The organism is Micromonospora rifamycinica, assembly GCF_900090265.1.
In the GTDB taxonomy this organism is placed as follows: domain Bacteria; phylum Actinomycetota; class Actinomycetes; order Mycobacteriales; family Micromonosporaceae; genus Micromonospora; species Micromonospora rifamycinica.
Genome location: NZ_LT607752.1, coordinates 1,738,554 through 1,752,679 on the forward strand (window position 1 = coordinate 1,738,554; position 14,126 = coordinate 1,752,679).

Consider the following 14,126-nt stretch of genomic DNA (forward strand, 5'->3'; position numbering starts at 1 on the left):
ATGATCGCCAAGGTCCCGGTCCGCCGGAAGGTGCGCGACCGGCACCACCGGGGCGTCAGCCGCTGGCTGGTGCTCGCCGGGGTCACCGTGGGCGCGCTGGTCATGCTGGTGCCGTTCGCGTTCATGCTGCTCAACGCGTTCAAGTCGCCGGGCGACTACTCGTCGGACGGCCCGCTGAGCTGGCCGACGGAGTTCTACACCACGGGCCTGCGGACATACTGGTCCACGGTGAACTTCCCGCTCAAGCTGTGGAACTCGGCGCTCATCGCCGGGTCGGTGGCGGTGCTCGGCGTCGTCGTGTCACTGCTCAACGCGTACGCGCTGGGCATCGGCCGGGTCCGCGGCCGGCTGTGGATCGTCGGGCTGTTCCTGCTGGCCAACATGCTGCCGCAGGAGGCGTTGGTCTACCCGCTGTACTACGTCGCCAAGGAGGTCGGCCTCTACAACACCCGACTGTCGGTGATCATCATCTTCACCGTCATCCAGAGCGCCTTCGGCACCTACCTGCTCGCCTCGGTGCTCGGCACCTTCCCGCGGGCACTGCTGGAGGCCGCCGCGCTGGACGGCGCCGGCACGTGGACGGTGCTGTGGCGGGTGGTCTTCCCCAACCTGCGACCCACCCTCGCCGTCCTGCTGATCTTCTTCTTCATCTGGACCTGGAACGAGTTCCTCATCCCGCTGGTCATGCTGATCGACAACCAGACCCAGACCGTCCCGGTGGCCCTCGCGTCGTTGCAGGGCGACCGGCTGATGGACGCCCCGACGACCAACGCCGGCGCACTGATCAGCCTGGTGCCGGCCATCCTGTTCTTCCTCATCTTCCAGCGCACCCTGGCGCGCGGCATCACGGCAGGAGCCGAGAAGTGAAGTTCACCGACGGGTACTGGCAACTGCGTCCGGGCGTCAGCGTGCTGCGCCCGGGCACTGTCGAATCGGTCGAGCCGGACGACCGTGGCTTCACCGTCTTCGCCCCGGCCGGTCGGATCAACGGCCGCGGCGACACCCTCAACCGGCCGGTCGTCACGGTCCGCTTCTTCTCCCCCGCCCCCGGCGTGGTCGGGGTGACCATCGGCCACCACAGCGGCGGGCTGCCCCGCGAACCCCGCTTCGGGCTGCGCACCGACGACACGCACCCGGTCACCGTCGACATCACCGGGATCAGCGCGTCGCTGACCACCGGTGAGCTGACCGTCCGGGTCGCGCTGGTCGACGACTGGCGGGTCGAGTTCCGGCACGGCGACCGGGTGGTCACCGCGTCCACCGCCCGCAGCATCGGGATCGTCACCGACGGCGAGGGCCGCCGGTACGTGCACGAGCGGCTGGCGCTCGGCGTCGGCGAGACGGTGTACGGGTTGGGCGAGCGGTTCGGCCCGTTCGTGAAGAACGGTCAGACGGTCGACGTCTGGAACGCCGACGGCGGCACCGCCAGCGAGCAGGCGTACAAGAACGTGCCGTTCTATCTGAGCAGCGCCGGCTACGGGGTGTTCGTGGACCACCCGGAGCACGTGTCGTTCGAGGTCGGCTCGGAGGTCGTCGCGCAGACCCAGTTCAGTGTGGAGGGTCAGTCGCTCACCTACCACGTCGTCGACGGGCCCACCCCGAAGGACGTGCTGCGCCGCTACACGGCGCTGACCGGCCGGCCGGCCCGGGTGCCCGCCTGGTCGTACGGGCTGTGGCTGTCCACGTCGTTCACCACGTCGTACGACGAGAAGACGGTGACCGAGTTCGTCGAGGGGATGGCCGAGCGGGGCCTGCCGCTGTCGGTGTTCCACTTCGACTGCTTCTGGATGCGCCAGTTCCACTGGGTCGACTTCGTCTGGGATCCGGCCACCTTCCCCGACCCGGAGGGGATGCTGCGCCGGCTGCACGAGCGGGGCCTCAAGGTGTGCGTGTGGATCAACCCGTACATCGCGCAGCGCTCCTACCTGTTCGAGGAGGGCCGCCAGGCCGGCTACCTGGTCCGCAACCCGGACGGGTCGGTGTGGCAGTGGGACAAGTGGCAGGCCGGCATGGCGCTGGTCGACTTCACCAACCCGGACGCGGCGGCCTGGTTCGCCGACAAGCTCCGGGCGCTGCTGGACATGGGCGTCGACTGTTTCAAGACCGACTTCGGCGAGCGCATCCCGACCGACGTGGTGTGGCACGACGGGTCGGACCCGCAGCGCATGCACAACTACTACTCCTACCTCTACAACAGGACGGTCTTCGCGCTGCTGGAGGCCGAGCGGGGCGAGGGCGAGGCGGTGGTGTTCGCCCGCTCGGCCACCACCGGCGGCCAGCAGTTCCCGGTGCACTGGGGCGGCGACTGCGAGTCGACGTTCGTCGCGATGGCCGAGTCGCTGCGCGGCGGGTTGTCGCTGGCGTCGTCCGGCTTCGGCTACTGGAGTCACGACATCGGCGGGTTCGAGGGCACCCCCGATCCGGCGGTGTTCAAGCGGTGGATCGCGTTCGGCCTGCTCTCCTCGCACTCGCGGCTGCACGGCTCCGGCTCGTACCGGGTGCCGTGGGCCTACGACGAGCAGGCCGTGGACGTGCTGCGGCACTTCACCCGGCTCAAGCTCAGGCTCATGCCCTACCTGGCGGCGACGGCCGAGGAGGCGCACCGGGACGGAATCCCGATGATGCGTCCGATGATCGTGGAGTTCCCGGACGACCCGGCGGTGGCGCACCTCGACCGGCAGTACATGCTCGGCTCCGACGTGCTGGTCGCGCCGGTGCTCAGCGCCGACGGGCAGGTCACCTTCTACGTGCCGGCCGGCACCTGGACCCACCTGGTCACCGGCGCGCAGCTCACCGGCCCGGCGTGGGTGACCGAGAAGCACGGGTACGACAGCCTGCCGGTGCTCGCCCGGCCCGGCGCGGTCATCGGGTTCGGGGCGCGCTCGGACCGGCCCGACTACGACTGGGCCGACGGGGTGGAGCTGCGGCTCTACGCCCCGGTTGAGGGGCAGCGGCAGCGGGTGCGTATCCCGGCGCCCGAGGGCGGGCCGGGCACGCAGTTCGAGGTGGGCTTCCGCGACGGGGTGGCGACCGCCGAGCTGGTGACGGGCCGGTCGTCGGCGTACCGCTGCGTGGTGGTCGGCCCGGGAACACCGGCGGGTTGATCCCGGGCCGACCCGCACGTCGTCGGAGATGCCGGCTGGTCAGTAGACGAACGGCCAGCCGGCGCCGTCGTACCCGAGGAGGTTGATGCCGAGCAGCGAGGTCCCGTTGTCGGCGTAGTAGTGGTAGGTGAGCACCTCGGCGTCGGTGTCGGTGAACACCGCCTGGTGACCGGGGCCGTGGATGCCGCCGTGCCCGGCGAGCACCTGGGTGCCACCGCCCGCGGTCATCGGCACACCGTTGCGGTCGACGTACGGCCCGGTGACCGAGGTCGACCTGCCCACCATCACCCGGTAGGTGCTCGCGGCGCCCTGGCAGCAGCGGTCGAACGACACCCACAGGTAGTAGTAGTTCCCGTGCCGGGCGATCACCGGGGCCTCGATGGCGCCCCCGTTGCGGCCCGCGATGCTGCGCAGGGTGGTGTCGGAGCGCTTGCCGGTGGCCGGGTTCAGCGCCACCATCTTGATGCCGGACCAGAACGAGCCGAAGCTGAGCCACCATCTGCCGGCGGCGTCGACCACCAGGTTCGGGTCGATGGCGTTGAAGGTGTCCGACGTCCGGGACTCGATGACCAGACCCTGGTCGGTCCAGCTGCCGGAGGCCCCGGTGGTGCTGGTGGCCAGGAAGATCGCCGACCGGTTCGAGCCGAACGTCGAGGCGGAGTAGTACAGCCAGTACCGGCCGTCGCGGTAGAACAGGTCCGGTGCCCACAGGTTGCGGCTGCCCCCGGTGTACGGCGTGGTCCAGGGCGCACCGTTGGGGAACACCGTCCCCGCGTTGCGGAACGCGGTCCGGTCGGCGGAGGTCTTGAGAGCGATGTTGTCGCCGGTGTGCGCCACCAGGTAGCCGCCGCCGGGGCGGACCACGATCGTCGGATCGTGCACACCGACGTCCCCGGTGACCCGGCCCGGGTTCGGGTAGGCGGCCGGCGGGGTGGTGGGCGTCGCCGCCGCCCGGGGCGCGGCGGTCCGGGCGGCGGCCGACGACGATCGCGTCGCCGCGACCCCGCCGGCGGTCAGCACGACGACGGCCAGCGACAGCGCCGCCAGCCGGCGGAGGGTGGATGTCTCCGGTACGGGGGAGGTTGTCACGACAGCTCCTCGGGACGGGTGCCGGGTTGGACCGGTGGTGGCTCGGTCGTGCGGCCGGCCGGCGCCCGCAGCGCCGGCCGGCCGCACGATTCCTCAGAGGTACGGGTCCTGGGTCAGCAGGTGGGCCTTGTAGCCCTCGCCGACGCCGGGCTCCGGGGTGCCGGCCCAGTCCTTGATGAGCACCGCGCCGCCGGTGCAGCCCCACGGGCTCCAGGTCCAGGCGAGGTAGCCCAGGTGGTGGGTGTCGGCCCAGGCCACCAGTCGCCGCATGTAGTCGAAGCCGCAGTCGTCCTGGCCGAACTCGCCGATCACCACCGGCACCTGCTCGGCCACCGGGGCGATCTGGCTGTCCCAGCAGGACTCGCTGGCGCAGGCGTTGAAGCTGTAGGCGTGCCACGACGCGGCCAGGTTGTCCAGCGGGTCGTTCGGCCGGTACGTCAGCCACTCCCGCATGTCGTTGGCCCACTCCAGGCCGCCGACCATGAGCAGGTTGGTGGCGCCGGTCGCGCGGACCGCGTCGACGAGGTCCTGCATGCCGGCCACCTCGTAGGGCAGGCCGGCGCAGGTGCCGCCGTCGCGGAGGCACTGCCAGCCCAGGGTCTTGTTCCACTCCGCCGGCATGTCCGGGTACGGCTCGTTGAACAGGTCGAACACGACCGCGTCGTTACCCTTGAAGGTGTTGGCGACACCGGTCCAGAACTGCGGGGCGTAGCGCGCGTCCGGCATCGGCTTCTGGCAGGTGGCGTGCTCGTCCTTGCAGTGCCACTCCGGGCTGTCGGGGTAGCCGCCCCAGGTCCAGTGCAGGTCGAGGATCACGTTGATCCCGTTGGCGACGAGCAGGTTCACGTAGTCCTTGACGCCCTGTTGGTAGGCGGCGCCGCCGGGCGAACCGTTCAGACCGAGCCAGCACTCCTCGTTCAGCGGCAGGCGTACGGCATGGATGTTCCAGGTCTTCATCGCGTTGACGGAGGCCTGGTCGACGGGGCCGGAGTCCCACAGGCCCTTGCCCTGCACGCAGGCGAACTCCGCGCCGGACCGGCTCACGCCCAGCAGCCGGTAGGCGTCACCGTCCGCGGTGAGGATCCGGTTGCCGGCGACGTGCAGCTCCGGTGCCGGACCGGTGGGCGGCGGCGTAGTGGGCGGCGGCGTAGTGGGCGGTGGAGTGGTGGGCGGCGGCGTGGTCGGCGGCGGCGTGGTGGGCGGCGGGGTCACCGGCCCGTTGCAGGTGGTCCCGTTCAACGCGAACGACGTGGGTACCGGGTTCGTGCCGCTCCACGAGCCGTTGAACCCGATCGAGGTCGCCGCGCCGGTGCCCAACGCGGCGTTCCAGCTCATGCTGGCGGCCGACACCCGGGTGCCGGTCTGCGTCCAGGTGGCCCCCCAGCCGTGGCTGACCTGCTGGTCCGGCTCGGGGAAGTCGAAGGTCAACGTCCAGTTCGGCAGCGGGTCACCGAGGTTGGTGACGGCGACGTTGCCGGTGAACCCGCCCGGCCACTGGCTCTGCACGGTGTAGGTGACCGAGCAGCCGGCGGCGGCCGCCGCGGCGGGGAGGCCGGCCGTCACCACGCCACCCAGCATCAGCACGCCGGTGACGCTGGCGGCGAGCAGGGCACGACGATGTTTCATGTGATCTCCTGGAATAGTGAGAGATCGATGGGAGCGCTGGGGGACATCCTTAGTTAGATTCGTTACGAAAGTCAATACGCTGCGGCGGCATCCTCCCGTCGCGGTCGTGATCGCCGGAGGCACGCGGTCGTCGGCGGTGAACACGCGGTCGTCGGCGGTGAAGTAGCCTGGCTGCGGGGCGAACATCGAGGGGGGACCGTGGCGAGCAGCCCGATCTGGGCCAGCCGACCGAGGACCCGGGGCCTGGTGCTGGACGTCATCAGGGCGGCGCGCAGCATCAGCCGGGTCGAGCTCGCGGCGGCGACGGGCCTGACCGGCGCGACGATCTCCGCGGTCGTCCGGGAGCTGATGGACGACGGCCTGGTCGTCGAGGCCGGCCGGGGCGGGCCGACGGGCGGCAAGCCCCGCACCATGGTTCAGCTCAATCCACTGGCCCGCTACGGCGTCGGGGTGCAGATCGAGCGCAACACCTGCGTGATCGTGGTGGTCGACCTGGCGGGCCGGCAGGTCGCCCGGACGTCGTTCCAGGGCGTCGCGACGATGCCGCCGCGGCAGGCGCTGCCACTGGTGGCTTCGCAGGTGGACGCGCTGCTGGACACGGCGGCCGTGCGCCGCGACCGGGTGCTGGGGGTCGGCCTGGTCAGCTACGGCCCGCAGGACCGGCGCGCGGGTGTGCTGCTGACCCCGCAGCCGACGCGGGAGTGGCTGGACTACCCGGTCGCCCGGCTGCTGGCGGAGGCCCTCGGGCTGCCGGTCCTGCTCGAGAACGACGCGGCGGCGGCGGCGATCGGCGAGTACTGGATGGGCGCGGTGGAGCCGAACAGCACCTACGGCTGCATCTACATGGCCACCGGGATCGGCGGCGGGGTCGTGGTCGCGGGTGAGGTGTACCGGGGCAGCTCCTCCAACAGCGTGGAGATCGGCCACATCTCGATGGACCTCGACGGCGACGAGTGCCCCTGCGGCAACGTGGGCTGCCTGGAGAACTACGCGGGTCCGTCGGCGATGGTCCGGCAGGCCCTGGCGACCCCGGGACTCGCCCGGCGGCTGGCCCTGGACCCGGCCGCAGCCGACGTCCTCACCGAGTTCGCCCGGATCGCGGCCGCGGCCGACGCCGGTGACGCCGCCGCCCGGGGCATCGTCGAGCGGTCGGCCCGCTATCTCGGTGGCGCGGCCGTCACCATGGCCTGCCTGTTCGACGTCGACACGATCGTCCTGGCCGGACCGAGCTTCACGGTGGCCAGCTCGATCTACCAGACGCTGATCCAGCGGGAGGTGGACCGGCGGATGTTCGCGCGGCGGGCGCACCCGGTGCGGATCGTGCCCTCGGTCAACGGGTCGGACGCGGCGGCGATCGGCGGGGCGGTCCTCGTCCTGCAGAGCGAACTGACCCTCGGCCAGCCCCGCCCGGACGACGGAGCCCGGTCGACGCCGCTCGGCGCGGCCGGTCTCCACCGAGGCTCCTACCAGGACGGACGCGCCGGGGCAGCGGCCGTCCCGACCGGCTCGTTGACTTAGTTAGGTTGCCTGCGTAAGGATTCTCCGCAGTTCCGACCCGGTCGCGGACGACGGAGAGGCCCCCATGACGCGCTCGACCCTGCACGAGGGCTGGCGCCTGCGCGCCGTCGGCGGCCCGGTACCGGACACCCTCGCCGGTCGGGACGTCCCCGCCCGGGTGCCCGGCAGCACCCACCTCGACCTGCTGGCCGCCGGTCTCATCGCCGACCCCTACCTGGACCGCAACGAGGCGGACCTGACCTGGATGCACCGCGTCGACTGGCGGTACACGACGGAGTTCCAGGCGGCCGGTCCCGGAGCCGGTGAACGGGTGGAGCTGGTCTTCGACGGCATCGACACGGTCGGCGCCGTCGCGGTGAACGGCCACCTGCTCGGCGAGACCGCCAACATGCACCGCAGCTACCGGTTCGACGTCCGCGAGGCGCTGCGGGAGGGCCGCAACGAGCTGACCGTGACGCTGGGATCCGCACTCGCCCACGCCGAGCGGGCGGAGGCCCGGCTCGGCTGGCGGCAGCGCGCCTACCCGCACCCGTACAACGCGATCCGCAAGATGGCCTGCTCCTTCGGCTGGGACTGGGGGCCGGACCTGCAGACCGCCGGCATCTGGAAGCCGGTGCGGCTGGTCCGCTGGGACACCGCCCGGCTGACCCGGGTGCACCCGCTGGTCACCGTCGACGCCGACGGGACCGGCCGGGTCGAGGTGCACCTCACGGTGGACCGCGCCACGGACCGCGACTACACCGCGATGGTGACCGTCGGCGACCACACGGAACGGATGCCCGTCCCGGGCGACACCGCCCGGCTCACCGTCCTGGTGCCGGACGCCCGGCTGTGGTGGCCGGTCGGCTACGGCGGGCAGCCGCGCTACGAGCTGACCGTCACGCTCCTGGCCGACGGCGAGCCGGTGGACGTCGACCGGCGGCGGATCGGCTTCCGCACCATCGCCGTGGACACCGAGCCCGACGGGGACGGTACGCCGTTCACCTTCGTCGTCAACGGCACCCGGGTCTTCGCCAAGGGCGCCAACTGGATTCCCGACGACCACCTGCTCACCCGGGTCACCCCCGCACGGCTCGCCCGCCGGATCGACCAGGCCGTCGGGGCCAACATGAACATGCTGCGGGTCTGGGGCGGCGGCATCTACGAGACCGACGACTTCTACGACGCCTGCGACGAGCGGGGCGTGCTGGTGTGGCAGGACTTCCCGTTCTCCTGCGCCTTCTACGCCGAGGAGGAGCCGCTGCGCGGCGAGGTCGAGGCCGAGGCCCGGGAGAACGTCACCCGGCTGGTCGCCCGCCCCTCGCTGGTGCTGTGGAACGGCAACAACGAGAACCTGCCCGCCTACACCGACTGGGCAGGCTGGCGGGAGAGCCTCGACGGGCGCAGCTGGGGGCTCGGCTACTACACCGGGCTGCTGCCCGGCCTCCTCGCCACCCTGGACCCCACCCGCCCGTACGCGCCCGGCAGCCCCTACAGCCCCGGCGACCTGCCGCCCAACGACGCGCAGCACGGCACCCGCCACGAGTGGGACGTCTGGAACATGCTCGACTACACCCACTACCGCGACGAGATCCCCCGGTTCTGCGCGGAGTTCGGCTTCCAGGGGCCACCCACCTGGGCGACCCTCACCCGGTGGATCCGCGACCGGCCGCTGACCCCCACCGCGCCCGCGTTCCTGCTGCACCAGAAGGCCCACGACGGCAACGGCAAGCTGGACCGCGGCCTCGCGCCCCACCTGCCCGTCCCGGACGACTTCGAGCAGTGGCACTGGGCGACGCAGCTCAACCAGGCGCGGGCGGTGGCGTTCGGCGTCGAGCACTTCCGTTCCTGGTGGCCCCGCACGGCCGGGGCGCTCGTCTGGCAGCTCAACGACTGCTGGCCGGTCACCTCGTGGGCCGCCGTCGACAGCGACGAACGGCCCAAGCCGCTCTACTACGCGCTCCGGCACGCGTTCGCGCCCCGGCTGCTGACCGTGCAGCCCCGCGAGGGGAGACCCATCCTGGTCGCGGTCAACGATCACGACCAGCCGTGGACGGGCACGGTCCACGGCACCCGGCAGAGCCTCACCGGCGACATCCTGGCGGCCTCCACCCTGCCGCTCGCGGTCGCGCCCCGGTCCGTCGCCCTGCTCGACCTGACCGACGACCTGCTCACCCCGGCCGATCCGGGCGGCGAGGTGCTGGTCGCCGCCGTCGGGGGCGTCCGCGTCGTGCACCAGTTCGTCGAGGACCGCGAATTCGCCTACCACCCGACGCCCTGCACCGCCGAGGTCACGCCGGTGACCGGCGGCTACCGGGTCGACGTGCGGGCCACGTCGTACGTCCGGGACCTCGCTCTGCTCGTCGACAAGGTGGCCCCCGACGCGGTCGTCGACGACATGCTCGTCTCGCTGCTCGCGGGCGAGACCCACACCTTCACGGTGGCCACCACGGCGACCCTGGCCGACCCGGCCGCGCTGCGGCAGCACCGGGTGCTGCGTTCGGCCAACGCGGCGGCGCGGGCCGGGTAGCCACCCGACCGGCCACCGTGACGACGCCCCTCCCCACCGGCCACCGCAGGCACCTCTCCCCGACCGGCCACCGTCACGACGGCGGCCCTCGCCGACCGGTCACGGTGCCGGTCAGCCGGACTCCGGTCGGCTGTCGGCGGCCGGCGGTGGGTCGAGCAGCCCCGACCGCAGCGCGCGGGCGAGGGTGGGCGCGAGCGGCAGCCGGGGCAGCAGGGTGGCCTGGAGCGCGTGGTAGATGTCGGGTTTGCCGGGCCACACGGTCGTCGCGGGCACGTTCTGCGGATCGAGCTCGTGCCACCACGAGCCGCCCGTACGGTCGAGCAGATGGCGTTCGGCGTAGTCCCACCAGGCGGCGTAGCTGTCGGCGTACCGCCGCTCGCCGGTGCGCCGGTGCAGCGCGGCGGCGGCGGCGATCGCCTCGGCCACCACCCAGTGCATCCGCTGGCGCACCACCGGCGTGCCGTCCCAGTCGGTGGTGTAGACGAAGCCCGCCGCACCGTCGGCGTCCCAGCCGTCGGCGACGGCCCGGTCGAACAGCCGCACCGCCGCCTCGGCCAGGGTGGCGTCGGCGCCCATCGCGGCCTCGACGGTCACCAGCAGCCGGGACCATTCCAGACCGTGCCCGGGGGTGGCGCCGTAGGGCCGGAAGGGGTCGTCCGGTCGGCTGCGGTGGAAGTCGAGGTCGGGCGTCCAGTCCGGCCCGAAGTGCTCCGGCAGCCGACCGTCGTGGGCGGCGGCCAGGTCGACGACGAACCGGGCCGCCCGCGCGGCCCGGTCCCGCCAGGCGGCCGCTCCCCCGCCGACGGCGGTCCCGGCCGGGTCGTCGAGCACCTCGACGGCGTCGGCGACGGCCAGCATCGCCTCGACCGAGTGCATCGTGGCGTTGAGGCCGCGGTAGTCGTCGGGCCGGGTGAAGTCGGCGTCCCAGGTGTCCAGCGGTCGGCCCGCCGCGTCGTCCCAGAACCGGGTGAGGTGGACCTCGGCGGCGTCGGTGAGCAGGCCGGTGCCGCCCGGTCGGCCGGCGAGCGCCGCGGACGACGCCGCGAGCAGCACGAAGGCGTGGTCGTAACAGGACTTGCCGGCGGCGCGGTCGGGCGTGCCGTCCGGTCCGAGCGCGTGGAACCACCCACCGTGTGCGGTGTCGCGCAGCCGGCCGGTCAGCGCCGCCAGCGCGGCGTCGGCGACGGGGGCGCTGCCGGGCACGCCGAGCAGCACACCGAGCGAGTACGCGTGGGTGGTGCGGGCGGTGATCCAGGTGAGCACCCCGTGCCCGGGATCCGGCACACCGGCGGTGTCCAGGTAGGCGGCGCCGCCGTCGGGCAGCGCGGATCGGGCGCCGAAGGCGAGCAGCCGGCGGCACTCGGCATCCAGCCACGCGTGGTGGGCGGGCAGGCCGAGCCGGGGCGCGGGCCGGGGCGGGTCGGCGGTCACGCCCCGGCCCGCTCCCACCGGCGGGTGCGGTGGTCGTAGCAGACGCTGTCGTCGATCGCGTCGCGGTCGACCCGCGCCGCCGCCGTGACCCGTCCCGGGCGGTCGGGATCGGGTGCCGAACTCGCCAGCAGCCTGGTGTAGTCGTGGTGCGGGTCGAGGATCACCGCGTCGGACGGCCCGCGCTCCACGACGCGGCCCCGGTGGAGCACGAGGATCTCGTCCGAGAAGTGCCGGGCGGTGGCCAGGTCGTGGGTGATGTACAGGACGGCGAGCCGGTCCTCGCGTTGCAGGCGGCCCATCAGGTTGAGCACCCCGAGACGGATCGAGACGTCCAGCATGGACACCGGTTCGTCGGCGATGAGCACCTGCGCCCCCGGCGCCAGCGCGCGGGCGATCGCGACCCGCTGCCGCTGGCCGCCGGAGAGCTCGTGCGGGCGACGCGACGCGACGCTCTCGGCCGGGGTGAGGTTGACCCGTTCGAGCATCTCCAGCACCCGCTGGCGGGTCTCGGCGGCGGTCCGGGTGCGCCGGTGGATACGCAGCGGGCGGGAGATGTGGTGCGCGACGGAGTGGAAGGGGTTGAGGGAAGCGAACGGGTCCTGGAAGACCATCTGCACGTGCCGCCGGTACAGCGACCCGTGCACGGGGGTGCCGTCGTCGAGGCGTACCTCGACCCGGCCCGAGGTGGGTCTCTCCATCCGGGTGAGAATCCGGGCGATGGTGGACTTCCCCGAACCCGACTCTCCGACCAGGGCGACGGTGCGGCCGGGGACCAGGTCGAAGCTGACGTGGTCGACGGCGCGCAGCCGGGTGCGGCGCAGGCCGGTGCGGATGCGGTAGTCCTTGACGAGGTCGGTCACGTGGACGAGGGTCATGCCCGCTCCCCGGTGGTGCCGTCGGCCGGCGCGGTGGTCTCGTCGACCCCGGACCGGATGAACGCGCCGCGCGCCCCGGACAGGCTCGGGAACGAGCCGAGGAGCCGACGGGTGTACGGATGCCGCGCGTGGCGATGGAGCTGGTCGGCCGCGCCGAGTTCGACGATCTCGCCCGCCAGCATGACGGCGATCCGGTCGCTGATCTCCAGTAGCAGCGGCAGGTCGTGGGTGATGAAGACGACGGCGAAGTCCAGTTCGTCGCGGAGCCGCACGATCTCGCCCAGGATCTCGCGTTGGACGACGACGTCCAGGGCCGTGGTGGGCTCGTCCATGATCATGACCTGCGGTTCGAGCAGCATCGCCATCGCGATCATGACCCGTTGGCGCATCCCCCCGGAGAGTTCGTGCGCGAAGGAGCCCAGTCGCCGGGGGTCCACCCCGACCCGTCGCAGCACCTCCTCGGACCGCTCGCGCACCCGCGCCCGGGACAGACCGGGGCGGTGGGCCAGCAGGGTGTCCCGCAGCTGCGCCCGCACGGTCGTGACCGGGTTGAGGGCGTTCATCGCCCCCTGGAACACCATGGAGAGCTTCTCCCACCGGAACGCGCGCAGCTCGACGTCGGTCAGCGCGAGCACGTCGAGGTCCCCGCCGGCCCGGTCGTGGAACGTCACCCGGCCGGACGCGATGCGGGCCGGCGGTCGGTGCAGCCGGTTGATCGCGTACGCCAGGGTGGTCTTGCCGCACCCGGACTCGCCGGCCAGCCCGAGGATCTCCCCCCGGTGCAGCGTCAGGCCCGCGTTGCGGACGGCCGTGACCGGGGGGTCCGCCTCGTAGACGACGGTGAGGTCCTCGACCGTGAGGACGGCGGCCCGCGACCCGGCGGCGCGGTCGGGCTGGAGCGTGGTGGTCATCGCGCGGGCACCTCCGGCGTCGGGCGGGCGGAGCCGGCGCCCGGGGCGTCGGTCCCGGGGCGGGGCGTTCGCCGCCGGCTGCGGGCGTCCTGCCGCGCCCGTCTGCGGTACCGGCGCTGGTTGCGCAGCCGGGGGTTGATGATCTCGTCGATCGAGAAGTTCACCAGCGACAGGCCCGTGCCGAAGAGCGCGATGACCAGGCCCGGCGGCACGAACCACCACCACGCGCCGAGCGACAGCGCGTAGCCGTTCTGGGCGTAGAACAGCATCGTGCCCAGGGTGGCCGAGTTCGAGGCGCCGAGGCCGATGAAGGCCAGACCGGCCTCGCCGAGGATCGCGGCGATGACCGCGAACACGAACTGGGACGCGATGACCGGCAGGAGGTTCGGCAGGATCTCCACCACGATGACCCGCCAGGGCCGCTCGCCGGCGACCTTCGACGCGGCCACGTAGTCGCGGTTGCGCACCGACAGCGTCTGCGCCCGCAGCACCCGTGCCGACGCGGCCCAGCTCGTCAGGGCGAGCACCACGACGATGGTCCACACGCCGCGGCTCTCGCGCGGCACGAAGCCCGAGATCACGATGACCAGCGGCAGGCCGGGGATCACCAGGAAGACGTTCGACAGCAGGGAGAACGCCTCGTCGACGAGCCCGCCCCGGTAGGCGCCGTAGATGCCGAAGAACGCCGACAGGGCGGTGGCGAGGACGCCGACGAGGACGCCGATCTGCAACGAGCCACGGGTGGCGTACGCGAGTTGCGCGAGCACGTCCTGCCCGGTCTGGGTGGTACCGAGCAGGAACTGCGCGGACGGCGGCGTGAGCCCCTGGTCCCGGATCTGTTTCGGGTCGCCCACGACGTGGACGGCGAGGAGCCCGAAGAGGGTGATCCCGACGACCAGCACGAGGCCGACGGCCAGCCAGGGCGTCATCGAGGGCAGCAGCATGCGCCAGCCCGCGCGGGCGGGGCGGCCGGTCGGGCCGGTGGCCGTCGTGCGCGCGTCGGCGGCGTCGGCCACCGTCGGGGTGCTGGCCGGGGTGAGGTTCGTCATCGTGGTGTCCCCCG

Annotated in this window: 10 protein-coding genes; 4 read left to right on the top strand and 6 right to left on the bottom strand. The window is 72.7% G+C overall.

All coding sequences use genetic code 11. From position 1 onward, the window contains the following. Both GA0070623_RS07230 and yicI read left to right on the top strand, forming a co-directional pair. On the top strand, positions 1-867 hold the full coding sequence (locus GA0070623_RS07230) for a carbohydrate ABC transporter permease (RefSeq protein ID WP_331715200.1): 867 nt from the start codon (positions 1-3) through the stop codon (positions 865-867). Continuing rightward, the gene (gene yicI, locus GA0070623_RS07235) at positions 864-3,104 is read left to right on the top strand and encodes an alpha-xylosidase (RefSeq protein WP_067302328.1); all 2,241 of its coding nucleotides are present in this window, start codon (positions 864-866) and stop codon (positions 3,102-3,104) included. Before GA0070623_RS07230 ends, yicI begins: the two co-directional genes overlap by 4 nt. 39 nt (positions 3,105-3,143) lie before the next feature. Here the strand turns inward: yicI and GA0070623_RS07240 are convergent, their stop codons facing one another. Together GA0070623_RS07240 and GA0070623_RS07245 are read right to left on the bottom strand one after the other, a co-directional pair. Continuing rightward, positions 3,144-4,193 carry an arabinan endo-1,5-alpha-L-arabinosidase gene (locus tag GA0070623_RS07240; protein ID WP_172898376.1) on the bottom strand — a complete coding sequence of 350 codons (1,050 nt, stop codon included), beginning with the start codon at positions 4,191-4,193 and terminating at the stop codon, positions 3,144-3,146. Positions 4,194-4,286: 93 nt separating this feature from the next. Continuing rightward, entirely contained in the window at positions 4,287-5,819 is a 1,533-nt protein-coding gene (locus GA0070623_RS07245; protein ID WP_067302324.1) for a cellulase family glycosylhydrolase, read from the bottom strand. Between the two features lie 198 nt (positions 5,820-6,017). On the opposite strand from GA0070623_RS07245, the gene GA0070623_RS07250 reads away from it, so the two are divergent. Beyond that, positions 6,018-7,337 (top strand): ROK family transcriptional regulator, encoded by a 1,320-nt coding sequence (locus GA0070623_RS07250; protein ID WP_067302320.1) that lies wholly within the window; start codon positions 6,018-6,020, stop codon positions 7,335-7,337. Between the two features lie 64 nt (positions 7,338-7,401). Beyond that, complete coding sequence (locus GA0070623_RS07255; RefSeq protein ID WP_067302317.1) at positions 7,402-9,846, top strand: glycoside hydrolase family 2 protein; 2,445 nt, start codon at positions 7,402-7,404, stop codon at positions 9,844-9,846. Between the two features lie 111 nt (positions 9,847-9,957). On the opposite strand, the gene GA0070623_RS07260 is transcribed toward GA0070623_RS07255, so the two are convergent. The 4 genes from GA0070623_RS07260 to GA0070623_RS07275 are packed head-to-tail and all read right to left on the bottom strand — an operon-like array spanning position 9,958 to position 14,112. Next, entirely contained in the window at positions 9,958-11,277 is a 1,320-nt protein-coding gene (locus GA0070623_RS07260; RefSeq protein WP_067302449.1) for an AGE family epimerase/isomerase, read from the bottom strand. Next, entirely contained in the window at positions 11,274-12,152 is an 879-nt protein-coding gene (locus GA0070623_RS07265; protein ID WP_067302314.1) for an ABC transporter ATP-binding protein, read from the bottom strand. Before GA0070623_RS07265 ends, GA0070623_RS07260 begins: the two co-directional genes overlap by 4 nt. Beyond that, a complete protein-coding gene (locus GA0070623_RS07270) occupies positions 12,149-13,063 on the bottom strand; it encodes an ABC transporter ATP-binding protein (protein WP_067302311.1) in 915 nt (304 codons plus the stop codon). Before GA0070623_RS07270 ends, GA0070623_RS07265 begins: the two co-directional genes overlap by 4 nt. Continuing rightward, on the bottom strand, positions 13,060-14,112 hold the full coding sequence (locus GA0070623_RS07275) for an ABC transporter permease (RefSeq protein WP_067302308.1): 1,053 nt from the start codon (positions 14,110-14,112) through the stop codon (positions 13,060-13,062). Before GA0070623_RS07275 ends, GA0070623_RS07270 begins: the two co-directional genes overlap by 4 nt. Between the last annotated feature and the right edge of the window lie 14 nt (positions 14,113-14,126).

Excerpts from the sequence above, each read along its gene's own strand:
- GA0070623_RS07230 (WP_331715200.1), top strand. The coding sequence starts at position 1 with ATGATCGCCAAGGTCCCGGTCCGCCGGAAGGTGCGCGACCGGCACCAC.
- GA0070623_RS07245 (WP_067302324.1), bottom strand. The coding sequence starts at position 5,819 with ATGAAACATCGTCGTGCCCTGCTCGCCGCCAGCGTCACCGGCGTGCTG.
- GA0070623_RS07255 (WP_067302317.1), top strand. The coding sequence starts at position 7,402 with ATGACGCGCTCGACCCTGCACGAGGGCTGGCGCCTGCGCGCCGTCGGC.
- GA0070623_RS07265 (WP_067302314.1), bottom strand. The coding sequence starts at position 12,152 with ATGACCCTCGTCCACGTGACCGACCTCGTCAAGGACTACCGCATCCGC.
- GA0070623_RS07270 (WP_067302311.1), bottom strand. The coding sequence starts at position 13,063 with ATGACCACCACGCTCCAGCCCGACCGCGCCGCCGGGTCGCGGGCCGCC.
- GA0070623_RS07275 (WP_067302308.1), bottom strand. The coding sequence starts at position 14,112 with ATGACGAACCTCACCCCGGCCAGCACCCCGACGGTGGCCGACGCCGCC.